The organism is Nocardia sp. NPDC004151, assembly GCF_042874235.1.
In the GTDB taxonomy this organism is placed as follows: domain Bacteria; phylum Actinomycetota; class Actinomycetes; order Mycobacteriales; family Mycobacteriaceae; genus Nocardia.
Map to the genome: position 1 here is coordinate 156,612 of NZ_JBIAMR010000016.1, position 22,862 is coordinate 179,473.

General features: G+C 65.3%; 27 protein-coding genes. 13 read left to right on the top strand and 14 right to left on the bottom strand.

Going from position 1 to position 22,862, the window contains the following annotated elements:
* Positions 1-106: 106 nt before the first annotated feature.
* The 3 genes from ACFYTS_RS29595 to ACFYTS_RS29605 form a co-directional block, all read right to left on the bottom strand.
* Positions 107-541 (bottom strand): YdeI/OmpD-associated family protein, encoded by a 435-nt coding sequence (locus ACFYTS_RS29595; protein WP_387308817.1) that lies wholly within the window; start codon positions 539-541, stop codon positions 107-109.
* 173 nt (positions 542-714) lie between these two features.
* Positions 715-1,422, bottom strand: coding sequence for a ubiquinone/menaquinone biosynthesis methyltransferase (locus ACFYTS_RS29600; RefSeq protein ID WP_387308819.1), 708 nt, complete (start codon positions 1,420-1,422; stop codon positions 715-717).
* Between the two features lies 1 nt (position 1,423).
* Entirely contained in the window at positions 1,424-2,008 is a 585-nt protein-coding gene (locus ACFYTS_RS29605) for a TetR/AcrR family transcriptional regulator (protein WP_357284284.1), read from the bottom strand.
* A gap of 94 nt (positions 2,009-2,102) precedes the next feature.
* Here ACFYTS_RS29605 and ACFYTS_RS29610 point away from each other — a divergent pair, with 94 nt between their 5' ends.
* The 4 genes from ACFYTS_RS29610 to ACFYTS_RS29625 all read left to right on the top strand — a co-directional run bounded on the left by ACFYTS_RS29610 (position 2,103) and on the right by ACFYTS_RS29625 (position 3,846).
* Entirely contained in the window at positions 2,103-2,732 is a 630-nt protein-coding gene (locus ACFYTS_RS29610; RefSeq protein WP_387308821.1) for a DUF2867 domain-containing protein, read from the top strand.
* Positions 2,729-3,124: a DUF6463 family protein gene (locus tag ACFYTS_RS29615; RefSeq protein WP_387308824.1), complete on the top strand. Its 396-nt coding sequence runs from the start codon at positions 2,729-2,731 to the stop codon at positions 3,122-3,124. Before ACFYTS_RS29610 ends, ACFYTS_RS29615 begins: the two co-directional genes overlap by 4 nt.
* A gap of 147 nt (positions 3,125-3,271) precedes the next feature.
* The gene (locus ACFYTS_RS29620) at positions 3,272-3,670 is read left to right on the top strand and encodes a PPOX class F420-dependent oxidoreductase (protein WP_387308826.1); all 399 of its coding nucleotides are present in this window, start codon (positions 3,272-3,274) and stop codon (positions 3,668-3,670) included.
* 20 nt (positions 3,671-3,690) lie between these two features.
* The gene (locus tag ACFYTS_RS29625; protein WP_387308828.1) at positions 3,691-3,846 is read left to right on the top strand and encodes a hypothetical protein; all 156 of its coding nucleotides are present in this window, start codon (positions 3,691-3,693) and stop codon (positions 3,844-3,846) included.
* 49 nt (positions 3,847-3,895) lie between these two features.
* Here the strand turns inward: ACFYTS_RS29625 and ACFYTS_RS29630 are convergent, their stop codons facing one another.
* The gene (locus tag ACFYTS_RS29630; protein ID WP_387308830.1) at positions 3,896-4,681 is read right to left on the bottom strand and encodes an FAD-dependent monooxygenase; all 786 of its coding nucleotides are present in this window, start codon (positions 4,679-4,681) and stop codon (positions 3,896-3,898) included.
* Positions 4,682-4,732: 51 nt separating this feature from the next.
* Between ACFYTS_RS29630 and ACFYTS_RS29635 the strand changes: the two genes are divergently transcribed.
* Positions 4,733-5,377: a substrate-binding domain-containing protein gene (locus ACFYTS_RS29635; protein WP_387308832.1), complete on the top strand. Its 645-nt coding sequence runs from the start codon at positions 4,733-4,735 to the stop codon at positions 5,375-5,377.
* A 2-nt stretch (positions 5,378-5,379) separates the two neighbouring features.
* Here ACFYTS_RS29635 and ACFYTS_RS29640 read toward each other — a convergent pair whose 3' ends face one another.
* Positions 5,380-6,027 carry an NUDIX hydrolase gene (locus tag ACFYTS_RS29640; RefSeq protein WP_387308834.1) on the bottom strand — a complete coding sequence of 216 codons (648 nt, stop codon included), beginning with the start codon at positions 6,025-6,027 and terminating at the stop codon, positions 5,380-5,382.
* Between the two features lie 56 nt (positions 6,028-6,083).
* Between ACFYTS_RS29640 and ACFYTS_RS29645 the strand changes: the two genes are divergently transcribed.
* Positions 6,084-6,839, top strand: a complete 756-nt coding sequence (locus ACFYTS_RS29645; RefSeq protein ID WP_387308836.1) for an EI24 domain-containing protein — start codon at positions 6,084-6,086, stop codon at positions 6,837-6,839.
* Positions 6,840-6,848: 9 nt separating this feature from the next.
* On the opposite strand, the gene ACFYTS_RS29650 is transcribed toward ACFYTS_RS29645, so the two are convergent.
* The 3 genes from ACFYTS_RS29650 to ACFYTS_RS29660 all read right to left on the bottom strand — a co-directional run bounded on the left by ACFYTS_RS29650 (position 6,849) and on the right by ACFYTS_RS29660 (position 8,948).
* Positions 6,849-7,598: a ZIP family metal transporter gene (locus tag ACFYTS_RS29650; protein ID WP_387308838.1), complete on the bottom strand. Its 750-nt coding sequence runs from the start codon at positions 7,596-7,598 to the stop codon at positions 6,849-6,851.
* A 56-nt stretch (positions 7,599-7,654) separates the two neighbouring features.
* Positions 7,655-8,476 (bottom strand): acyl-CoA thioesterase domain-containing protein, encoded by an 822-nt coding sequence (locus ACFYTS_RS29655; protein WP_357284254.1) that lies wholly within the window; start codon positions 8,474-8,476, stop codon positions 7,655-7,657.
* 97 nt (positions 8,477-8,573) lie between these two features.
* A complete protein-coding gene (locus ACFYTS_RS29660; RefSeq protein ID WP_357284253.1) occupies positions 8,574-8,948 on the bottom strand; it encodes a cupin domain-containing protein in 375 nt (124 codons plus the stop codon).
* 79 nt (positions 8,949-9,027) lie between these two features.
* On the opposite strand from ACFYTS_RS29660, the gene ACFYTS_RS29665 reads away from it, so the two are divergent.
* On the top strand, positions 9,028-9,474 hold the full coding sequence (locus ACFYTS_RS29665) for a MarR family winged helix-turn-helix transcriptional regulator (protein ID WP_357284250.1): 447 nt from the start codon (positions 9,028-9,030) through the stop codon (positions 9,472-9,474).
* Between the two features lie 16 nt (positions 9,475-9,490).
* Here ACFYTS_RS29665 and ACFYTS_RS29670 read toward each other — a convergent pair whose 3' ends face one another.
* Positions 9,491-10,348, bottom strand: a complete 858-nt coding sequence (locus ACFYTS_RS29670; protein ID WP_387308841.1) for a GNAT family N-acetyltransferase — start codon at positions 10,346-10,348, stop codon at positions 9,491-9,493.
* 346 nt (positions 10,349-10,694) lie between these two features.
* Here ACFYTS_RS29670 and ACFYTS_RS29675 point away from each other — a divergent pair, with 346 nt between their 5' ends.
* Both ACFYTS_RS29675 and ACFYTS_RS29680 read left to right on the top strand, forming a co-directional pair.
* Entirely contained in the window at positions 10,695-11,009 is a 315-nt protein-coding gene (locus ACFYTS_RS29675; protein WP_357284245.1) for a hypothetical protein, read from the top strand.
* Positions 11,010-11,069: 60 nt separating this feature from the next.
* Positions 11,070-12,128, top strand: a complete 1,059-nt coding sequence (locus tag ACFYTS_RS29680) for a crotonase/enoyl-CoA hydratase family protein (protein WP_387308843.1) — start codon at positions 11,070-11,072, stop codon at positions 12,126-12,128.
* 35 nt (positions 12,129-12,163) lie between these two features.
* On the opposite strand, the gene ACFYTS_RS29685 is transcribed toward ACFYTS_RS29680, so the two are convergent.
* Positions 12,164-12,628, bottom strand: coding sequence for a MarR family winged helix-turn-helix transcriptional regulator (locus tag ACFYTS_RS29685; RefSeq protein ID WP_357284240.1), 465 nt, complete (start codon positions 12,626-12,628; stop codon positions 12,164-12,166).
* A 318-nt stretch (positions 12,629-12,946) separates the two neighbouring features.
* Here ACFYTS_RS29685 and ACFYTS_RS29690 point away from each other — a divergent pair, with 318 nt between their 5' ends.
* Complete coding sequence (locus ACFYTS_RS29690; RefSeq protein ID WP_357284238.1) at positions 12,947-13,252, top strand: excalibur calcium-binding domain-containing protein; 306 nt, start codon at positions 12,947-12,949, stop codon at positions 13,250-13,252.
* Between the two features lie 211 nt (positions 13,253-13,463).
* Here the strand turns inward: ACFYTS_RS29690 and ACFYTS_RS29695 are convergent, their stop codons facing one another.
* A complete protein-coding gene (locus tag ACFYTS_RS29695) occupies positions 13,464-13,688 on the bottom strand; it encodes a DUF3618 domain-containing protein (RefSeq protein ID WP_357284235.1) in 225 nt (74 codons plus the stop codon).
* A gap of 142 nt (positions 13,689-13,830) precedes the next feature.
* Here ACFYTS_RS29695 and bcp point away from each other — a divergent pair, with 142 nt between their 5' ends.
* Positions 13,831-14,331, top strand: coding sequence for a thioredoxin-dependent thiol peroxidase (bcp, locus tag ACFYTS_RS29700; RefSeq protein ID WP_387308846.1), 501 nt, complete (start codon positions 13,831-13,833; stop codon positions 14,329-14,331).
* A 114-nt stretch (positions 14,332-14,445) separates the two neighbouring features.
* Here bcp and ACFYTS_RS29705 read toward each other — a convergent pair whose 3' ends face one another.
* Positions 14,446-14,679: a DUF6953 family protein gene (locus ACFYTS_RS29705; RefSeq protein ID WP_387308848.1), complete on the bottom strand. Its 234-nt coding sequence runs from the start codon at positions 14,677-14,679 to the stop codon at positions 14,446-14,448.
* Positions 14,680-14,911: 232 nt separating this feature from the next.
* On the opposite strand from ACFYTS_RS29705, the gene ACFYTS_RS29710 reads away from it, so the two are divergent.
* Positions 14,912-15,202 (top strand): glutaredoxin domain-containing protein, encoded by a 291-nt coding sequence (locus ACFYTS_RS29710; RefSeq protein WP_387308850.1) that lies wholly within the window; start codon positions 14,912-14,914, stop codon positions 15,200-15,202.
* On the opposite strand, the gene ACFYTS_RS29715 is transcribed toward ACFYTS_RS29710, so the two are convergent.
* Positions 15,183-19,523, bottom strand: coding sequence for a tape measure protein (locus tag ACFYTS_RS29715; protein ID WP_387308852.1), 4,341 nt, complete (start codon positions 19,521-19,523; stop codon positions 15,183-15,185). The genes ACFYTS_RS29710 and ACFYTS_RS29715 overlap by 20 nt on opposite strands.
* Positions 19,524-19,626: 103 nt before the next feature.
* The gene (locus ACFYTS_RS29720; RefSeq protein WP_387308854.1) at positions 19,627-20,514 is read right to left on the bottom strand and encodes a hypothetical protein; all 888 of its coding nucleotides are present in this window, start codon (positions 20,512-20,514) and stop codon (positions 19,627-19,629) included.
* Positions 20,515-21,998: 1,484 nt separating this feature from the next.
* Here ACFYTS_RS29720 and ACFYTS_RS29725 point away from each other — a divergent pair.
* The gene (locus tag ACFYTS_RS29725; RefSeq protein WP_387308856.1) at positions 21,999-22,232 is read left to right on the top strand and encodes a hypothetical protein; all 234 of its coding nucleotides are present in this window, start codon (positions 21,999-22,001) and stop codon (positions 22,230-22,232) included.
* Positions 22,233-22,862: the final 630 nt, after the last annotated feature.

A 22,862-nucleotide genomic window follows, 5' to 3' on the forward strand; every position in this document is an offset into this window, starting at 1 on the left:
CTCCTTCGATTCGATGTTCTTGTACGACCAGCCCTCTGGTGCCAGGGCGCGCAGATCAGCTCTGCGCTGAACAGGCTCGCGCGGCTCGCCTCTTCGCTTCTCGACTTCAGCCCCGCAGGGTGGCGATGGCCTTCTCGATGCGGCGTTGGCGGGTCTCGGGCTTCTTGGCGCTCTCGATGGCGTGGACGTGCTCGCGTTTACGGCTGTGGGAGAGGTTGTCGTAGGCGGCGCGGGCCGCGGGGTCGGCGTCCAGGGCCTGGGTGAAGTCGTCGGGCTCGACGATGACTCGGGGTTCGGAGTCGAGCCGCACTTCGACCTCGACTTCGTCGCCGATCTCGACACCGGCGGCCTTCCGGTTGGCATTGCTGAGACCGAGTAGGTTGCGGCCGCGCAGGATGGCGACCCGGCTCTTCCAGGAGTGGCCGTTGAGCGTGATCGTCACCGGCGGGCGGGCGCCCCCGCCGAGCGCTTCCACTACCTCGGGCGGAACTTCCAAGCCGCGCATGGGCTCCGGCGGCTCGACGATGGCCCGAAACTTCATGTTCCTTCTCCTGTGGTTCTGCGGGCTCACCGCGGATCCGGCACGCCCGGCTCCGATTGCCGCTCCCACTTCCTACACCAGGATCATCGCCGCGTCCGGAACCGCCGCGGCACGGGCCGATCCTCGTGCCGCGCAGCGCAGTGCACAGCCGACACCGGTGTGCCGCCGACGCGCTAGCGCGCCTTGGTGGCCCACATGATGACGTTGGTTCCGAAGAACTTCTTTCGCCAGCCTACGTCTCGAAAACCCAGGCGAATCAACAGATCCGCGACCTGTCGCGGGGATTCGAAAGCGCGCGTGCTGGATTCGAGATAGGTGTACGACGAGCGGTCGCCGGAGAACACCTGCCCGAGCAGCGGCACGATTGTGCGTAATCCCCACTCCACGATCGGCTTCGCCGGACCGCTGGGCGGGCAGGTCTCGAGGATGACGATGCGACCGCCGAGTCGGAGCACCCGTTGCTGTTCGCGCAACACCCCTTCGAGGTCTTCGACGTTGCGCAGTAGGTAGCCCTCGGTGATCGCATCGAACGATTCGTCACCGAAGGGCAGGTCGGCGGCGTCGGCGAGCTGCCAGTGGACGGCGTCAGCCCCCGGCTTGGTCTTGGCGCGCTCCAGCATCCGCTCGGAGAAGTCGGCGCCGGTGACGGTGGCGGTGGGATAGGCGCGGGCGGCCTCCAGTGCGATCACGCCTGTGCCGGTGGCGAGATCGAGCAGGCTCCCGCCCGCGGGCGGTGCGGCGAGCTCGGCGACCTCACGACACCACCGGCGATGACGGCCGAGAGTCATGACCCGGTTCATCCGATCGTAGTACTCGGCGATTCCCTGGAAGATCCCGTGCACCGCAACACTTTTGCCCTGGGGCACCTCATCGATGGCCATCTCACGCACCCGCGCCGTCGGGGCGCTCGCCCGTCGAACGGTTCAGGATCAGATCTCCCGCTCGCGCGATGACCTCTTCACGAGTCCGGCCGGGGTGATCGGCGGCGAGGAAATGGCTGCCGATGGCCGCGCAGAAGGCGAGGAGGCTGCGAGCCTCGATCTCGGCGGGATCGGAGCAGACGGTGCCGATCGCGTCACGCAGTAGGTCCATGCGCCGATTGTCCACTCGGCGTAGGCGTTCGGCGACGGCGGCGTCGCGGCGGGCCCAGTCACGCACGGCCAGGTCGATGGGAAGCAACCGGCCATCCGAGAAGGTGAGGCGACCAGCCAGCCGGGCCTTGTCGAGAACGCTGCCGTCGGCCTGCTCGACCTCCTCGAGCACATTGTCGACCGCTTCGTGCTCCCAGGTGTCGAGCATCGCCGTGAGCAGCGCCTCACGATCGGCGAAGTAGCCGTAGAACCCGCCCTTGGTCACCCCGAGCGCCTTGGCGAGGGTCTCGATGCGCACCGCATCGACGCCCCCGGTGGCCAAGGCGCTCAACCCGGCGTCAATCCATGTCTCGCGCGGTGTGCGCAGCGCACCCATGCCGTGATCCACCCCACTCCAACGTTGTACGGAACCGTATAACTGATCTAGCCTCACATTATACGCAACCGTATAACCCACTGAGGACGGTGTCATGTCCAATCGACTCCCCCGCGCCGCGCACACCGAAATGCCATGGCGGATCCACGAAATCGCGCCCGACTTCCAGATACAGGACGTCTGGGCCTTTCGAGCGCCCGGCGCCGGAGCGGACGACTTCCCAGTCGCTCTCGCCCTGCTCGACACCGACGGCGGCCCATCCACCGCGTCCCCGCCGGTTCGGTTCCTCTTCGCGGTGCGCTGGCGGCTCGGCGCCCTCCTGAGCTGGGACGATCCCGGCGCTGGACTCGGGACCCGGGTTCGGTCACTACGCGACCGGCTGCCCGACGACCTGCGCCAGGAGCCGGCCGGTCCGACCGTGCCGGGCACCCCGTTCACGACGCTGTACGAAACCCATGATGAATCGGCGCTCGAGCTGGCGAACAAGACCGTGCACGGGGTGGCGCACCTCGGCTGGGTCCCGACTGGCGACGGGTACGAGCTGCGGATGGCGGTCCTGGTCAAACCGAATGGACTCCGCGGCCGGTTGTACCTGGCCGGCATCGAACCGTTCCGTCTGCTCATCGTCTATCCCGCGATGCTGCGCCGATGGGATCGCCTGTGGCGCCAACACAATTCGACCGGGGGCGGCGACGCCGGGTGCTCGACCGAGGAGGTCCGGTGATCACGTGGGCGGGTCGGCTCGTCGTCTTCTTCGGAGCCGCGCACACCATTCTGGCCCTGACCCTCGAGGGCGCCGCGCGCCATGCCGGTGACTGGTTCGGCGGCGCCCTGTGGCACGACGACCTGTCCGCGATGAGCCCCGCCAACAGCGCACTCTGGCTTTCGCTGGACAGCTTCGGAATTCCGCTGGTCACCGTCGGACTGATCGTGCTGTGGCTGGATCGGCGCGCCCTCACGCCACCGCCGTTCATCGCCTGGATACTCGGGGCCTGGACCATCCTGGGCGCGGTGATCATGCCGCTCACGCCATGGCCGATCATGGCGGTGGCGACCGGTCTACTGGTGGCGGGCGCCCGACATCCCGCCCCCGCCCCGACACCTGAAGCCGGGTAACGGCCACCATCGTTCCGACCTATTCGACCTCGACTTCTTCGCGAAGAACTGCAATCTAGCAACGCTAGACAAGCTCTCGAGCCCGTGTTACCGTTGCTCCCGAATCTAGCACTGCTAGGTTGCAGTAACCGACGAGGAGTAATCGACATGAGCTTCACCATCAATGAACAGAAGTTCCTCGCTGAGGCCGGGCTCGGCCGGCTGGCGACGGTGTCGGCCGACGGTGTGGTGCAGAACAATCCGACCAGCTACCGGGTGAACGCCGACGGCACCATCGACATCGGCGGCATGCGGATGGTCGCCACTCGAAAGTACCGCAATGTGCAGTCCGGCAGCCGGGTGTCATTCGTTGTCGACCAACAGGTTTCGCTGGAACCGTACGAGATTCGCGGCGTCGAGGTGCGCGGCACGGCCGAGGCGATCGAGGACATCGACCCGCCGTTCCCCCACCAGGAACGCGCCATCATCCGAATCCACCCGGACCGCATCATCTCCTGGGGCATCGACGGCGGCTCCTTCGACTTCACCAGCCGCCGCGCCGAGTAATCAGGTGGCGTAGGCGAACCGTGCCCACGATCGTGATCAATTCCCTGGGCTGGGCGATCGAGCTGGCCATCGTAATCCTGTGGTGGGGCAAACAATCCACCGCCTACTTCCGTCCCGCCGCGCAGAGCACGCCGCAAGCCCCCGGCCAGGGTCAGCCCGGTCCCTGGATCTACTGACGTAACCGTCGTCATGCCCCGGCAATCACTTACCGGGGCATGACGCGTTTCAGTGGGTCATCGGTGCACCGAACCAGGTCGACAGGGCCTGGTGGAGACCCGATGCCGCGGTTTCGGCGGGCTCGGCGAAATCCGCTGCCCAGGCGATGTAGGCGTCGGGGCGGATCAGGAGGGCGTCGGCGGGAGGGTTGTCGGTTTTGGCGGTGATGACGTCGACCCGGAGGGGCCAGCGTTCGGCGACTTCCCGGAGTTCGGGGCGGTCGGCGAAGTCGAGGAGGACGGGGCGGGAGGTATGCATGAGTTCGGCGACGGTGACGATGTCGGGGTCGGTGTGGAGGGTGAGGTTCGGGGCGAAAGTTCCGGTCAATGGGTGGGTTTCGGGGGTGGGGTAACGGAGGTCGGTGGCGCCGACGAGGGCGCCCAGGCGGTGGGCTGCGGGGTCGTCGGTGAGGAGTTCGGTGAGGACGTCCCGGAGGGCCTCGGCGGCGGGGTCGCCGCCTCGGCGCAGAGCGACTTGGGCGCGGGTTTGGAGACGGGCTCGCGCACCGGCGTAGTGGCGTTCGGTGTGGTAGGTGTCGAGGAGTGAAGCGGGCGCCCAACCCTGCACTGCCGCAGCGAGTTTCCAGGCCAGGTTGACGGTGTCGGACAGACCGCAGTTGAGGGCCGTGCCCGTGGCCGGGAAGAGGTGGGCCGCGTCGCCTGCGAGGAAAACTCTTCCGGCACGGTAGTTTTCGGCCTGTCGGTCCTGGAAGACATAGCGGGACAGCCGGGACGGCTCACCCAGAGGCAGGTCGAAGCCCAGGACGCGGCGGATACTGGCGCCGAGTTCGGCCATCGTCAACTACGCGACGACCTGCGACCCTTGTTCGAAGGATTGGAACTCAGTGTGCGGCGCGCCAAACAGGCCGCCCGCGGGCACACCGCGGTCTTGAAACTGGCCCTGCTGCCGTTCAACATCCCCGAGTTCCACCGCTATTGGAACGAATTCCGCGCCCGCCACCCGCAGTGGGAGCTCCAGGTCCACCGACTCCCCTACACCGACGTCTTCGGGTCCCTGCGCAACGGCGACTACGACGTGATCGCCGTCTGGGGCCCGGTCCCCGACGACATCACCGTCGGCCCAGCCCTTTTCAGCGACAGCCGGGTGATGGCCGTCAGCCGCGGCCACCCACTGGCCGATCGCGACACGGTGTCGATCGAGGACTACCCCGACTACCTGCACTCGATGCCGCCGGGCAACGCCCGCGAATGGGAGGAGACCTACCTCCCCTTCACCACACCGTCCGGACGCCCGATCAATCGCCTCCGCCCGGTCACCAATGTCGACGACCTCATCGAATGGGTCATCAACGGCGACATCATCCATTCCTTCCCGGCCCACGTCACCGAATTCTGGAAGATGTCGCACGTCCGCTTCATCCCCATCCCCGACATCCCGCCCCTCACCTACCACCTCTGCTGGCGCGCCGACGCGGACACCGAGCCTATCCGCGCCCTCGCCCAAGTCCTCACCGACCTACGCGGCGCATAGACCTACTCCCAGGCGAAGCGGGGCTGATCGAAGTGGTCCACGCGGGTCGCGCGGCCATGCAGGGCCACTTCGCGGAACTGGTGCAGGATCGCGGCGGTGGGGGCATGCAGGTGGCCGCCGAGCAGCGGGAGCTGGATGGTGGGGCGGTCGGAACCAGGGACGGCGGCGAAACGCGGGTTGACGTCGAGTTCGGCCAGTGGGATCCAGTGCACGGAAGCCACTTCGGCGGGGTTCGGGGCGAGGGCCGGCGGGTCGCCGACCCAGGCCACGACGGGGGTCATGATGTAGCCGGACCGGGTCGGGTAGTCGTCGAGCAGGCCCAGGACGGCCGATCGGGGCAGGGCGATGCCCAGTTCCTCGTGAAGTTCGCGCAGGGCCGCGGCTTGCGGGTCCTCGCCCGGGTCGAGGCGGCCGCCGGGGAGGGCCAGCTGGCCGGCGTGGGCGCGCAGGCTCGGCGCGCGTTCAGTCAGCCAGATGCCTTGGTCCGCACCGCGGTCGACGATCGCGATCAGCACCGCGGCGGGTTTGCGGCCTTCCGGGTCGACGGGCCGGCGCGGGAAGGCGTCGAGCGCCTCGGCCATCGCGTCCCGCAACCGGGCCGCGGGCACGGCGGTCCAGCGGTATCCGCTGCTGTCCTGGTCGACGGGCATTCGCCGAACCTAGATCGCCGCGACACCCACCGTCAAGCAGCCAGTATCGTTCCGGCATGCGCGATTTCGGGATGGGATTTGCCCAGTTCTTGGCGGGGCAGCGGTGGGTGGCACGGCATCGCCGGGAGTACGGGCTGGGGCTGGTGCCCGCGCTGATCACGCTGGTGATCTACGGGGCCGCACTGGTCGGGGTGATCACCCGGGGCGGAGATGTGGCGGAGACGCTGACACCGTTCGCGGATGGGTGGCCGAGCCCCTGGCTGGGGTTGTTCCGCGCAGCGCTGATGGTGGCGTTGATCGCGCTGGCGGTGCTGGTGGCGGCGTTGACCTTCACCGCGGTCACCCTGTTGATCGGATCGCCGTTCTACGACGTGATTTCCGAGCGGGTCGACCGGTCGGTCTCGCCGGACGGAACCGCGCCCGAATCGGCGCTGGCCTGGTGGGTCGAGCTGTGGGTGTCCGTGCGGGACAGCGCTCGAATCCTGGTGCGGGCCATGCTGTGGGCGGCACTGCTGTTCGTGCTGGGGTTCGTGCCCGTCATCGGGCAGACGGTGATTCCCGTGCTGGCGGTGTTCGTCACCGGATTCTTCCTGACCCAGGAGCTGACTTCGGTTGCGCTGCAACGACGCGGAGTGCAGCTGAACCAGCAGATGGCCATGCTGCGCTCCCGCAAGACCGTGGCCTGGGGCTTCGGCGCACCCCTCGCGGCGGCGTTCCTCATCCCGGTGGTGGCCGTGTTCCTCATGCCCGGGGCGGTCGCCGGGGCCACACTGCTGAGCCGTCAACTACTGGGCGAACCGACCCGGGCCTGATCCCGCCGCTCACCTGGTCGAGAGCGCGAAGGCGGTGAGGAATCCGGCGACGGTGACCAAACCCGTCACCAGGTGGGCGTTTTCGAAGGCCTCGGGAATCATCGTGTCCGCGATCATGGTCAGGATCGCGCCCGCGGCCAGCGCGATGATGGCGGCCAGGACGGACGCGGACAGCACATCCGACAGGGCGAAACCGAGCATGGCCGCCGCCGCGCTGAGCACCGCGATGCCGCCCCAGAGGCCGAAGATGTAGACGGGAGTGCGGCCCGCGCGACGCATGCCGGTGGCACTGGACAGACCCTCGGGGATATTGCTGATGAACACCGCGGCGACGGTCGCGACGCTGACCGCGCCGCCGGAGGCGATGCCCACACCGATGATCATCGATTCGGGGATGCCGTCGAGCAGTGCGCCCAACGCGATCGCGGTGCCCGACCCTTCCTGATCGGCCTCCGAAGGCTGTTGATCACCAGACCGTTTGCGGTGCCGCGCGCCACGGCGGGCCAGCGCGCTGTTCGCGCCGGTGTACAGCGCGGCCCCGGCCAGCGCGCCGACCGTGGTGGGCACCAGCCCGCCGCGCGCGTGCGCCTCGTCGATCAACTCGAACGAGACCGCCGACAGCAGTACGCCGCTGCCGAACGCCATGATGGTCGCCACCAGCTTGGCGGGAACCTGGACCAGATAGCCCAGGCCCGCGCCCATCACCAGTGCCGCGCCCGCGAGCAGTCCCCAGCCACCCGCCTCGACCACAGTGCCCATGTCCAGTGATTACCACCGGACCCGGCCCGACGGTGCGCGACCGGCCGATGGGCGGCTCAGCGAGTGACGGCGGGCAGGGACTGCGCTTCGGCGAACGCCGCCATGTCGACCATGCGGCGGGCATTGGACAGGGCGGTGATGGTGCACACGCCCAGCGCGCCGGTGCGGTCGTAGAGAGTCGCCGTGGAGACCGCGATACCGTTCGCGGACACGTGATCCCGGGCGTGCACGCCGATCTCCGGGCCCTCCGGCAGGCGCGAGAGGGTCATGGTGACATCGGTGTTGATGTAGCCGACGCCCGCGGTGCCCCAGTTGCACACCAGGTTGGTGGTGTCGGCCGCGAAGGCCGCGCGCTCGAACGGGGTGATGGGCTCGCCCGCGATCAGGGGCGGAACGTTGTTCCAGGCGGCCTTGCGATGCGGGTTGACGCCGGAGGCGAAATCGTGGGTCCAGTCGGCGGATCCGGACTTGAACAGCGGCGGCGCGCCCTCGGGGCGGTCGAGCCGCTGGTCGGGGACCGGCAGTTCCTGGGTGGGCTGCCAGATCTCGCCGGGCGGCTCGGCCGCGGCGATCAGGAATTGGACGGTGGCGCGGGCCCGGACCTGGTCCTGCTGGACGATCGAGGCGTCGACCACGCGAATGCGGTTGCCGTCGCGGACGATCGAGCTGTGCAGTTCGATCGGCTCGTTCAGGACGGGGCTGAACATGTCGACGGTGAAACGGGCGGGCACGAACTCGGAACCGGGGTTGTGGGTTTCGAGCTCGTGGGCCAGCAGCCCGCAGACGGCGGTGCCCGCGAGCTGGCTGGAAGACCAGGCACTGACCGCCATGCGGGTCGCCGTATAGCGACCGTCCTCCCGAGTGAAGAACGCGGTCATGATGCCTCCCCTACCTGGTGAATGATCTTCCAAATTAGAACACGTGTCAGAAACGCGGGGGAAGGCGCGCGTCCCGATCAGCGAGCAGCGGGCGGAGTCAGTTCACCCAGGGCGGGTTCACCACGGTGCCGTCGAGCAGCTCGCCGGTGAAGCCGACCGGGGCCGTGACCAGCACCTCGGCGGTCCGGTCGGACGGGTTGTCCAGGCGGATGACCGAATCCGCGGGCGCCACGCCCGCGTCACCGGCGGCGAGTCGCGCCGACTCCCCCTGGATGGTCAGCGTGATCGAGCCCGCCAGCACCACGAAGCCCTCCTCGCGGTGGATGCGGTGCGCGACGCCCTGGGTGCCGGGCGCGATCTCGAGACGCCACACGCACAGCTCGCTGCTGCCGACAGCGGGGCGGATCAAGGGGGTGAAGCGGGAACCGTGCATCTCGTGGGACTGGATATCGGCGGCGTGGACGACGGGCATGAGCACTCTCCTTTGGTCAAGTAGCTTGACTATATAGTCAAGCTTGTTGACTTCTTTGTCAAGTGCCAAGATCTCAGACATGCCCGGACCCGTACAGGACCTGCCGCTGCTGCTGCTCGCGGCCGCCGCCGAGGTGACCGACGCCATCAACGACGGCTGCGTGGCGGCCGGGTTCACCGACATCCGGCCCACCCACGGCTTCGCCTTCGTGCGCATGGCGCCGTCCGGGGCGACGGTCGGCGAGATCGCCGAACACCTGGGCGTCACCAAGCAGGCGGCCAGCCAGCTGGTCGACGAGCTCGTCAAAAAGGGCTACGCGCAGCGCAATCCGCATCCCACGGACGCCCGCGCCAAGATCATCACGCTCACCGAACGCGGCTGGGCGTGCACCCGCGCCGCCGACGCCGCCGCGGCCCGGTTCACCGAGCGATGGGCGGCGACACTCGGGGTCGAAGCGACGGTGGACCTGCGCAACGCCCTCGCGCGCGTGGTCACACCGGGCCGCGTGCGCCCCTCGGCCTGGTGACCGATCCGCGGGGAACTCAGCCCAGTTCGAGGGTGGTCGCGCCGAACACCCGATCCAGCCGGTGATCCCGCACCGGCCCGGTGTACATGCGCGCGGTCTCGAAGCTCGGCGTCAGACCGGCCTCCTCCATGAGGCGCACCGCGGGCTCGTTGACCAGCGGAACATCCACCGCCAGAGGCATTCCCGCCGCGTGCGCGGCCAGCGCGGCCAGCAGCTGACGCGCGTCGGCGGGCGTATCCGCGAACAGGGGCCCGACCCGCAGGGTGTCCCGGGCGGGGCGCAGGACGGCGTACCCGGTGAGCGTACCGTCCACAATGCGCGCGAACGTCCGATGCCCCGGTTCGTCGAGCCAGGCGGTGAGAAATGCCGGGCGATCCGCCGGATAGCACGCGGAGTCGTACGGCAGCAGCTCCGCCGTATCCGCCGGGGCGAGCGCCGTGACCGCGTTGTCGGGCAACGGCAGTCGTGGCACCCCGATGAATCGCGCACTGCTGTAGGCGAGTTCGAATCCACTGCGCCGATAGTTGTCCTGCTGCGCGGGCACCCCGTCCAGGCCGACCACCCGGTTTCCCGCGTGCTTCAACCCGGCTTCCCAGGTGGCCAGCCCGAATCCACGCCCGCGCAGCTCCGGCCGCACCAGATAGAAACCCAGGAAGGCGTAGTCCGCGCCGTAATTGACGACCGACACCGCGGACGCGGGCTCCCCGTTCACCCGCCCCAGGAAGAACCCGTCGGGATCCTGCGCGAAATACGAGGTGGTATCCCGCCGCCCCGGATTCCAGCCCTCGGCGGCAGCCCACTCCACCACGGTGGCCCACTCCCCCGGCGTCGCCCGGGAAACGACCAGATCATCGATGCGCACGGTCTCCGGCATGCGACCAACGGTAGCCGCAAAACCGCTGCTACTCGGCAGAATTCGCGGAGCCGGGGCAGAGCGCGAGCAGCGCCACCCGGCCCGCGCGGCAGCACGACGCCGCCCCGACGTGGGTACAACCCGCTCCGGTGCCGGCAATGCCGCGTCCAGCGGAAACCACCCCGGCCCACGGCCCCATGGCTCCCGCCGGCACCTCACCGACCAGGACGTCGCCACTCGGCGCCGACGGCGGGGGTCGGGCGCGGCGGCGGGGACTCGAGCACGCGGCGATCGGGGGCCAGGACTCCGGTAGGGTCGGTATGTCATGGCCCGCGACCTGCGAGGTTGCGCGGAGTTCGAGGAAGATATGGCCGACTACGCACATTCCGATCACGCCAGCCGAAGCCGCGAGGAGAAGGCTCGGCGGCTGGCCGCGTATGTCTGGGCACGCGGGATCAGCGGGGTCGAGTTGCTGGAGCTGCCGGTGGCGCAGCGGCGGAAACTGGCCCGGGCGGCGGAGACGAATCCGCCCAGCACCGAGGAGACCTGGCAGGCGGTGGCCCGGCTGCTCGGGGAGAAGGACGCGTGGGCGGCCCGGAATCCGGGGCATCCGGCGGCCGTGCGCGATCACGCGGACGAGAAGATCCTGTGGGTGAAACCGCCGGTCAAGCCCTGGGAGTAGCGGGAAGCCATCGCCCGTGAACTCTTGACAGCAAGAAATGAACAAGGGTTCACTGCTTGGGTGTCCCCCGACTACGAGAACCACGCCGGCACCCGCCCGGCCGCCTGGCGCGACGACCTGACCGGTGGCGACGACTCGCTGTTCGCCGGCCGCCCGGAACCGGTGAACGAGTACACCGGGCGCACCCTGACCTACGAGGTGACCGGCCGGATCGCGCGCATCACCTTCAACCGGCCCGAGCGCGGCAATGCCATCACCGTCGACACCCCGATCGAACTGGCCGCGGCCGTCGAGCGCGCCGACCTGGATCCACGGGTGCACGTCATCGTGGTGAGCGGGCGCGGCAAGGGCTTCTGCGGCGGCTACGACCTGTCGATCTTCGCCGAGAACGGCCTCGAACCGGCCGAGGGCGCCCAGCCCGCCGAGGGCAGCGTGCTCGATCCGGTCGTGCAGGCGCGCAATCACAATCCGTGGGCCACCTGGGACCCCATGGTCGACTACGCCATGATGTCGCGCTTCAACCGCGGCTTCTCCAGCCTGCTGCACGCCAATAAGCCGACCGTGGCCAAGGTGCACGGCTTCGCCATCGCGGGCGGCACCGATATCGCGCTGTTCGCCGACCAGATCATCTGCGCCGACGACGCCCGCTTCGGCTACCCGCCCACCCGCACCTGGGGCATCCCCGCCGCGGGCATGTGGGCGCACCGCGTCGGCGACCAGCGGGCCAAGCGCCTGCTGTTCACCGGCGACAGCCTCAGCGGCAAGCAGGCGCTCGAATGGGGCCTCGCCATCGAAGCCCCGCCCGCCGATGAACTGGACGCGCGCACCGAGGAACTGCTGGAGCGCATTTCGATGGTGCCGATCAACCAGCTGGTCATGGCGAAGCTGGCCCTCAACAGCGCGCTGCTCAACCAGGGCGTGGCCAACTCCGGCATGGTCAGCACCGTGTTCGACGGGATCTCACGGCACACCCGAGAGGGCTATGCCTTCCAATTGCGCTCGGCCACCGCTGGTTTCCGCGAGGCCGTGCGGGAACGCGATGAGCCGTTCGGCGATTGGAAGCGGGCGCAATTCGGGAAGCCCGCGGGCGAGTCGAAACCGGCCGAGCCCGAGGCGTAGTCGGGCCGGGTCGACCGAACCCCGTCGGTCGCCGCTCAGTCGATCCCGTCCAGATCCGCGCGCTCGACCTCGGCGACCACCCGGTCGGCCAGTGAGCGTACGGCCTTCGCCTCCTCGACGGTCATCTCGTCGATGAACAGCCGCCGCACCAGCTCGACATGGTTGGGCGCGGCGGCCTCGAGGGCGGCGCGGCCCGCGTCGGTGAGCCTGATCTCGCGGCCGCGGGCGTCGTCTGCGGCCTGGCAGCGGTCGACCAGCCCTCGGGTCGCCATCCGGGAAAGATGCTTGGACAGGCGGCTCTTGTCCCAGCAGATCTCCGCGCCCAGTTCCTTGGCACGCAGCTGGCCACCGGCCGCGGACAGCGCGACCAGCACTTCGTAGTCGGAGAACGACAGCCCGTCCCGGGTCAGTCCGGCGGCGATCGCCGAGTCCAGGCGTTGCCGCATGCGGATGAAGGACTGCCAGGTCGTCTGTTCCTCATCGGTCAGCCAGCGCGTCATGACATCCATGATATCGGGAAATAGTTGACATGGACACCATGTTAACCCTCAGGAAGTTCACGGAGAATCCGTGCCACCCCCGGCATGCAACCTTCGGTACAGTACTGACCGTTCGATTTGCGTAGTTCTGGCGGAAATCATCAATGCCCGAGCGCATTTCAGTCAGGACGAATGAGACACATAGTGGCAGAAGAGGTTCCGGCATTCGGGGTTAATCCCCTAATTCACCTCGATGAATAGCTCATCCGGTTGACAATGCAACGTTGCGCCAGAACACTCGGGCCAGCTAACCCTAACCGCGCCGACATTGAGGAATACATGAACGTTCGCCGGCTACTCGTCACCGCCAGCGTCGCGGGCCTGACGACCATCGCAGCCCAGACCGCCGTTGCCACCGCCGATGTCATCACCGGATCCGCCGGTACCGGATCCTCCGCCATCGACACCGGTTCGGCCGCCACCGGCTCCGCGGGTCTCAGCCAGACCGGCTCCGCCGGCGGCCCCGTGTACCAGAACTGCGACCAGGCCCGCGCCGCCGGTGCCGCTCCGCTGTTCCGCGGCCAGCCCGGCTACAGCCCGCACCTGGACCCCGACGGCACCGGCATGGCTTGCCCGACGGTCTGAGAGAGACCCCACTCTCGGGACTCACAGGGGTGAACCCCTGAAGCCCCAGGGAGACGCGTGGCCCGGTCCGGACGGACCGGGCCACAGCTGTTCCCGGCCCGAGAAGCCACGGCTGTCCTCGGCACAGAAAAATGTGGCCCGGTCCCATGCAGGGGACCGGGCCACATCCGTGTTCGGGTTCGGGGGGCTGTCCCCCGAATCCGGCTGCCGCTCAGCGGCGGAAGATCTTCACCACGACCAGGGTCGCGATCAGGGCGCCCGCGCCGATCAGGCTGTACTTGATCTTCGGCTCGTTGATCTTGGCCACCAGGGACTGTTTGGCATTGTCCGCCAGCCGCTGGGGGTCGGCGCGTACCGCCAGCTCGTCGAGCGTGCTCGCGAGCCGGTTGCGTGCGGCCTCGATCTCCCGCTCGATCGCCTCGGTATCTCTCGCCACGTCACACTCCTGTCTGAAAGCCGCGCGGAATCCGCGGCGCCGTCGAATCGGGGCCGCTCTCGCGCGACGCACGCGCAGGCGAGCCGACCTGCCGAGAGTGTATCGCCAACACCGGCTCGAGCCCGTCGACTAGCGTGGCGGCATGACCGAGAATCACCGACTCAGTCCCGGGGACACCGCGCCCGCCTTCACTCTGCCCGATGCCGACGGCAAGGACGTCTCGCTGTCGGACTACCGCGGCCGCAAGGTGATCGTGTACTTCTACCCGGCCGCCAGCACTCCCGGCTGCACCAAGCAGGCCTGCGATTTCCGCGACAACCTGGCCGATCTCGACGGCGCCGGCATCGATGTCATCGGCATCTCCCCCGACAAGCCGGCCAAGCTGGCCAAGTTCCGCGACACCGAACAGCTCACCTTCCCGCTGCTGTCGGATCCGGAGAAGGAGACGCTGTCCGCGTACGGCGCCTTCGGCGAGAAGATGATGTACGGCAAGAAGGTGACCGGCGTCATCCGCTCCACCTTCCTGATCGACGAGCACGGCAAGGTCGAGGTCGCCCAGTACAACGTCAAGGCTGCACACACGACAAGCAAGATCAAGAAATATATCGAGATCGGTCAGGCAGCCCAAGCGTCCGGCAAATAGTCGCTGGTCAGATACATAGAGCCAGGTGCAGCACCTCACCAATAGTGACGAGCGTCACGTGATGGCAAGCGAGGGATGCACCCGGCCCCAGCCTTCCGAGCTATCAGTCTCGAACTAGACGACAACCCAGCGCTTCTCGCCCTTCTCCCACTCGATCGATCCACCGTGCAGCTTCTTGAACGCGGATAGGACGGTCTTGCTGATTGCTGGGTTGCCGCTCTCGTTCTGGTACACCCACTCTGGGCCGAACCTTGTTTCGATGTCCGCCACCAGGTGCTCTTGGTATCCGACGTCTTCGGCCCGGATTTGGTCGATCATCCACTGAGCAACGTCTGTTTCAGTAACCACGAAGCAAGCGTAGACAGAAGCCGATGACATCCCCGGCTTCCCTGCCCCCCTTGATGAATCGCGTAGGCAGCCTCCGCCACGCCGAGACTGAGTGACCAAGCCGCAACCCGCCGGGTGATAGGTTCCGGCGTGACCGGCTCGCCGGAGCCGATTACCCAAATCCGGCACAGGCTTGCTGCGCCCGCTCCCGGCGGCCGGTCTCCAGCACCAGCCGACCGGAGAGCGAGCGCCTGTGAGGGACGAGTACCACGACGTAACCGTCTACACCAAAGAAGGTTGCCAACCGAGCAAGGCAACCAAGATCTTTCTCATGAAGCACGGTGTTTCGTATACCGAGATCAACATCAGCAAGAACGAGTTGATGCGAGATCGCCTGATCGAACTGGGCTACACCGCGGTTCCCGTCGTTGAGTGGCGTGTCAACGGCCAGCAAGGTTCTTGGTCGGCGTTCCAGCCAGACGAGATCGAACTACTTGCGAAGCGGTTCCGGGCCGTGACCGCACCTACCGACGGATGTAAGTAGCGGCCTGCCGCTTCTGCTCAGTCCGCCACGCGTGCATGGCTGCCGGAACGTCTGTCACATTGAACGTGACGTTGGGCCGCGTGTGAACAAGGCGTTCAATATCGGCCCGCGTCATCGTGTCCCCACCCTGGGCAGGCTGAAGCGCGGACCCCGCGAACTCCTGAAGTTGCTTCGGAGAGTTGAAGATCGGCTCCGGAGAGTTAGACAAGTTCACTGCCATACCGCCCGGAGGGAGCCAGCCGCCCGTGTCATACACAGCGGCAGACTTCAGATTCCTAACCCAATCCGGAACGTCACGCTTCGAGTTGTACCCCAGTTGACCAGCGAACGCCGAAGCCCCGAACGAACCGATGTTCTGTAGAGCCTGGGAGATCGACGTACCGGTCTGGGTGTCATCCGAGTTCACAAGGGATACAGCTTGGTCGGCAACGTCCCACCAGTGAGAACCCGAGATCTTGTCCGGTAGCTGCGTCTTGAACGCATCGAACGCGACACCCGCGACCGAGGACGCCCAGGTGGTGAAGATGTCCTTGACGGTCTTCGCCGGGGACTTCGAAGAGTCGTTGTTCTCCAGCTTCGAGATCGCTTCCTGAAGGTTGATGTCGGCAACTTGCTTGTCGGCGTCCGTGGATTCCGGGTTGTCGTACACCTCGTTACGGGCCTTGTTCGCCTGCTCTACCGCCTGCAAGGCACTCGCGTACGTCTTCTCGTTGTCGGAGTACTTCTTCGACAACACGGGAGCTTGTGGAGCGATCCGAGACCCGCCCACCGACTGTCCGGCCTTGTCCTTCTCGCCTTGCTTCTTGACTACGGCGTCTTGTGCGTCGGCAACGTCGAGATCCGCCTTGCGCTTGTCCGAGGCGGAACTATCTGACTTCGCGTAGGTCTCATCTCGCTTCTTCTTGGCGTCATCTACAGCGATCTTCAGCCGCTCTAGCTCCCGCTCATTCTCGTCGGTCCACGTCGAGATCGTTCCGCCGGTCGTCAACGAGTTGATGCCAGCGATCAACGAGTTAGGCAAGTGGAACTTGAACGGGAACTGAGAGTCACCGGCACCGGCACGGCCTGCGCCGATACCAGATGTGCCGTACTGGCCCCCCGATTCGACGTTGAGGCCCGCAATCGTCGCAGCCATGTGCTCGTTCGAAGCACCAACCTGGAACCAGGTACCGGCCGGACCTAAGCCAGACTCCAAACCTGCTGTAGCACCGCCGATTAGCGTCGTGGTCGTATAGATCCGCTTGGCCACCTTGCCGAGACCCATAGCCACTTGTTGCAGGAACCCGACGAAGCCTGAACAGTCAAAGTTGTTGAGGCCCACACCACCCCATTGGTAGGTGTGGGCCTCGGCCTCTTGGGCGGCTTTGATCGCATCCGAGATACCGCCAGGCACCCCACCGCCGGTCGCGAACCGGAGACCGCCAGCGAGAGCGCGAGCACGAAGCCCGTACATAGCCGACTGTCCGCCGACCGCGTCAACCTCACGCGCAGTCCACACGTGTTCACCGTGCGAGAGAAGCGCCGGGATCGAATCAGACGTTCCGGTGCCAGCACCGTTGATAGATCCACCGGTAGCGCGAGGCTGTGCCGGAGTGACAACCGGCGGCCTACCCGAATCAATGGCAGCCTGATTGATCATCTGGACCATGATGTTCTGGGTCTTGGGCGGCAGCGTCTCTTGCTTGACCTTGGTGATCGCGTCCTTGTACTGCGAGTCGTCAAGGACGAGCTTGATGGTCTTGCCGTCCGCTTCGAGTTCCACCACGCCAAGGTGAAGGTCATTCACCTTGTTCTTGAACGTCTCTGGGTCCATCCCCGGAGGTGACGAGATCTCGACCACGTTCTTTTGCGGGACCCCGGCAATCGTCCCGCCAAGCTCAGCGACCTTCGCCTTCAGTGAGTCCGTGGCTTCGAACTGGCCCCGAGTGTCCTTGATGTACTGCTGAGCCGCAGACGAAGCCTTGCCATTCGCTTCAGCTTCGGTGTTCATCGCCTTAGACAGATCCACCGATGCCTGAGCGACCGAGCCGAGATGCTCGCGCAGATCGTCAAGGTAGCCGGTAGTAAGACCGGTCTTTGAAACCGCGTCCTTGTCACCTTGCACGGCTTTGGCGAGGTCTTCGACGGAGACGCCAGCACTGGAAGCGCGCTTCTGAACCGTCGAATCCTTGACGATGTTGGCGAGTAGCTCCGCGTTGATCCGCTTACGCGCATCCTCGTCCATGCCAGCCGACGCCAACACATACGCGTTGCGATCGATGCCGAAGCCCGCGGCTTGATCAATCCTGCCGCCGTGTTCAGAGAGCCGCTGCGCTGTAGCGTCGATAGTTTCTTGAGTCTGCTTACCGGTGAGGGTGTCCATCGTGTCGATGGCGTGCTTCAGCTCGTCAGCGAGGTCCCGAGCCTCTCGCTTGTTCCTGTTGAGCATTTCCCAGAGCCCGTAACCGGCGACGGACGCAGCGGTGATAGCGATACCCCACGGCCCACCCAGCACGCTCACCAAACCGGCACCGGCCCTCTGTAGACCACCGAAAGCTGTAACAGCGGTTGCCTGGATACGGGCACCTGCGGTCGCCGCAGCAGCCGTGGTATTGCGGAGCCCCGCTAGGAGCAGACCCGACGAAGCCGCCGCCTCGGCTTGACGGGCGGCGAACTGTCCGAGTGCCGACGAGGCAGCCTGGGTCGCGACAGTTTGACGAGCGGTAGCAACCGCATTCGCGAACCTCTGTCGGATCGATTGCTGCTGTGCAGGGACCTCGGCACCCAACGCAGCGAGATACGCACGCTGCACCGCAGTGTGCTCCACGAGCGCCGCAGTCTGCGCCCGAGTAGCGAGAAGCGTTGCCGGGGTAAAGATGCCGGTAATACCGCGACCAATGTTGCCCCACGCCGTCGCGACCTCTGTGATTCCACGCATCGCGACGAAACCCACCATGGCCGCAGCAGCAACGCCTGTGTGGTTCGCGAGGAACCGCATAGCGGAGCCGATCACCCGAATGCCGGCGGCTGCCACCGTGCCTGTATCGCCTGCTAGAGACACCAGCGACTTGCCGACGTCCGCGCTGGCACTGCCAAGCTTGGACATCACCGCGGACACTGAAGAACCCGACTCGCGGACCTTGCTCAACCCGCCGGAGGCTTGATCCCCGCTGCCCTTCAACGTGTTCATGAACGCTTGGAACTTCTCCCCGCCGGGGCTCTTCAATACGTCCCGAAGCGCGATGGCGGCTTCACGGATACGGAACAGCGCCCCGACGACGGGCGAGTCTTCCTCCAGACCGAACGTCATCGCGGAACCCTGGTATTGGCCGTCCTTCAGGATCGACCAAACACCCCGGGTTCCGTCTACAGCGTGCCGGAGACGAACACCCCACTGTTCGTAGGCGGACGCGTTGCCATCGATGCTTGCGCCGTTCGTTTGGAAGGCGTGGCCAAGGTCCGTGAGCCCATAGGCGATGCGTTGGGCCGCCTCCTTGACTCGTGGCGTGACCCGGTCCGCCCATTGGGTAGCGACGGCTAGCCCGTTCTTCATCATCGGCAGGAACGGGCCTAGCGCTCCTTCGCCGATACGCCCCAGTGCCGCGTGAAGATTCGACCACGCGCCTTTGAGGGTCTTGCCGGACTGGAGGGCCGCACCCCCGATGTGATCCTGGATCACTTTCTGGAAGGTGGCAGCATCCACCTTGCCTTGCTTCACCATGTCCGAGAGGCCATCAGCCGACTTCCCATACGCTTCCTGAAGCCACGTGAAGATCGGAATTCCACGGTCCGACAACATGTTTAAGTCATCTGTGTACGCCTTGCCGGACGTGGTGACCTTGTTCAGGATCGAACCCATGTCACCGAGCGAGGTACCTGCGATGGTGGCGGCATCCGCCGTCAGCTTCAGATACCGGGTCAGGTCTTCACCAGGTTTGACACCGGCAGCGACCGCAGAGGCCGCGATGGTGGCGGCATCTCCGAGTCCGTAGGCGGTGCCCTTCACCGCATCAAGGGCAGATCCCATGATGGTGCTCACGCTTTGGGCTTCATGCCCGAGACCCGCCAGCTTGCCCCTAGCGTCATCGATAGCGGTCATCCGCTGGAAACCAGCCTGAAGTGCGGTACCGATAACCGCACCCGCCGCCAGGCCCACACCGGCGGCAGTGGTCTTCAGCGTGGTGCCGATACCCGCCGCGAGGCGAGAACCGATCCCGTGGCCGGACCGCTCCGCAGCCGGTTCAGCAGCCTTCAGGCCCTTCTCAACCTGTTTCGGAATGTCCTTGGACTCGATCGCGAGCGAGACATACGCTGTGCCAAGTTCTACCGCGATGACAACCACCCCCTAGTCATTTCCACCCCTTCTTTATCTATATCCAGATCGGTGCAGTACCCAGCCCCGGCGCTTGCAGACACGCAGCCCCAGTCAGGAATCGATCCGCGCATTAGACCCATACTTGGTTACGCACAATGTCAGCGATGAACGGGTGCAGGTACCGACCATTCAGATAGTTCTGATCACGCCGAACCTCGGCGACGATCCGAGCGGCCTCATCTCGCATCGCTTGCTTACGGTCGGCCTCCGCTTGTGCAAGCTCATCCGGCGAAGGCAACCAGAACCGGGCACCGTTACGGATAGCCCACACCAAGAATTCGGTCGTGTCCTCGGGCCACGGTGCGCCGTCTCGGGCTTCCTGGGTATCCCAACGGTTCCACACCTCGTCAATATTCGAAATGACCGCGAGCGACGCATTCGGATCCTCGGAGTACTGGGCCTGGTTGCGTCCCCACAGGTATTGATCACCCTCGGACGTCAGGACCGCCTGAGCCTGCCGGATAAGCTTGTATTCATCCGCGCGCCCTTGAATCTTCCGCCATACATCGGCGGAATCCAGGTCAATCGCTTGTCGGGGGTCCTTAGCCCCGTTCAGATCAGGAATCAGGGCCTCAAGGTCCCCGACTAGGCCGGCAAGCCGGGCAGCGAGCGTATCAAGTAGGCCCGGGATTGCATCGAAGGTAATCATGTCCAGCTTGGCGCTGGCATCGTTTCGAAGCTCGGTAGTAATGTTGTATTTGTCCTGAGCGATCCGCTTCTTCAGCATCTTCGCCCCGACATCGGCGAGCCACGAATCAGGGACTACGCCCGACTCAATCACCGAACTGGTATCGATGCCTTTTGCAGCATCGTTCATTTCTCGTTGAACCTCGGCAAGCATCTCGGACGCCTTCGCTTGAACCGAGGCGGCTTCTTTGAACCCGGGTAGGTCTTCGAGAATTGATGCGACCAGCGGGTTGCGCCGCAGTACAGCCGCCGTTGGAGTGAGCAGACTCATAACATTATTTCCTTCTATTGGTTTCTTGACTCGGGCTCAGTAACCGGAGATCCGGTCGATCAACACAAGCGTGTCTTCATTCACGCCGTTGATGATGTAGAGGTTGTATTCGTATTCGCTCATCGCACCGGCTTCCAGCGCCGTGCGAACAGCTCGAAGGCTTCCGATTCGGCAGGAAGCGCCCCGCCACCCGCTGACTTGGCACGCCGGTACGCCTGGTGCGCTTCGCCGTAGAACCAGAATTCGAATAGCTCTCGTTGTTCCGCCGGGCTCGGTGTAGATCGGCGTCCATGCGCCAGTTCGGAGTAGGTTGCAGGCATGGAAATCTCTTCGGTTGAATTGCCGCCTATGCGGCCTTGTGGCGGACTTTTATCCCAGGCCGGATGTAACTCCTACCCCAGAAGATTTGAAGTCCTTAGAATGCGGCTATCTATGCCGCGGCCGACTTACCCAGCAATTCGCTGGCGCGTAGACCGACTTAACCCAGTCGTCGGGCTTCTAGGCAATGCCTAGTTCGCGCGTGAGCTCGAGAGCTTCGCGGCATTTGGTTCGGTACCGAAGATTCGCTGCGACCGCGCAGCGTCGGCATGTACCGCTTTTGTATCTATCCTGTGGCCCCCGGATTGGGTGGCCGTTGGCGCATGCGCCCATGGGGCTTCCCTTTCATAATGTTATGGACTGAAGCCAAATAAAAAGGCCGCCCGCAGGCAGCGTAGAAGACTTTGAAAACTGAGCGCGCCGGGTTAAGGGGCAGGAAAACCGGCGCTACAGCCCGTAAGAAACGAAACCCGAAGAGCCGTCGCCTGTAGCCTTCGCTAGTTTCAAACCGCTGAGTCAGCGGTCAACCGGCGTCATGCCGGAAGCTTTGGCGCTGGGTAACCAATCCAGCGCCCGACCCCGGTCTGATCAGAAACCGGGGAACAAGGATCAGCGGTCGACGAGTAGGCGCACGAAGGAAGGCGCGCACCCCGGAGGGCGAACCGAGATCCCAACAGAGAAGGGAGCCGATAAAATCGTCTCTACCCATCTCTGAGTCTTTCAATTACTAGTAACCTGCTCTTTTCACCCTTCATCTACTAGTAACCCGTCTTTTTCTGCCCTCATCTACTAGACGGGTGAGTATTCGCAGGTGGGATTAGAATATGTGAGCTAAATCACCTATCACTTCTTGAATGGCACCTAGGTTCTCGCCTACTAGATAGCCGTTACTTTTGGCCTAGAACCCCAGACTGTGACCTAAGTCATAAACATTCCGACTGGCACGCATTAGGGGCTGCAATAGGGTAGCCGCCGGATAGCCCTGTAACCCGTCAGCTAATTTTGCTGCACACACAGAACCCAGAAAATGCCATTTGACCTGCAATAATGTCTATCCGACTTTTCTGAAAAGTCTTGATGGCAGGTATTGCACCGAGTCAATCCACCGGGGAAGACTGTTCCAAGCGCGCTGCTACACCGCTTCACCACTGCCAGATCCAACGTCCATGCGTATCCAGCACAGGAAACAGCGAATCATGAACCCTGCCGTTCTCGCGGCCGTTATTGCAGCGCCCGTGGCGATCTCGACCGCCGCCGTCAAGATCGTCATCTCCTTGTACGCGCTGAAGGATGTTTCACCGGAGGACAGGCCCGCCGTACTCAGGGCTCTCACAACGCTTCTCAACCAGAGGCGCGGAACGCGGGCCTTGTCGGAGGAGCCGACCGACCAGGGCGACTAGCACTCGGGGTGTCGCGGCGTTCACGATCGGTTACAAACGGACAGCCACCGGCCCGGGCGCTGCGCGATCCACTCTCGTCGTGTCCGCCCCCGACAGGCGTACATGGCCTGGATTTCATCCGGACTGGGTTCATCCTCGGTGCGGGCGTGCGGCCGGAACTCGATCGGTTCGTCCATATCTGGTTGGACGCGTCACGCGGACAACAGGTTCCGTCGTTTGGCACGTAACACAGATCCGGCGTACTGTTCGTGGCGTCAAGGGTTCACCACACCCTGACACCTGATAACCAACCTGTCCTGTCTCGGTAGAGAGGCCCAAGCGCCTCACGCTGGATTTGGCTTGCCCGGCACCCGCCTGGCGAGTTTTCGTTTCGTGCGAAAGCAGGTTGTTCCTTGACCCTTCCCGAACTTGTCACTGCGACTGCGGCAGTGACGATCCCCGCCGCCGTCGCCAGGGCGGCGGTCGCAATCTATGCGCTCAGGGGTACGTCGCCAAAAGACCGCGTTGCGATCCTTCGCGTGCTCTGGAAGGGGCGGGACTAGGCCGTGTTTTGAAAGTAGTTCGTGTGGAGGGGTGCCGCGAAGCGGCACCCCTCCACACGTGAGCTGGAAAGCGCTGTCCACGTTGGCA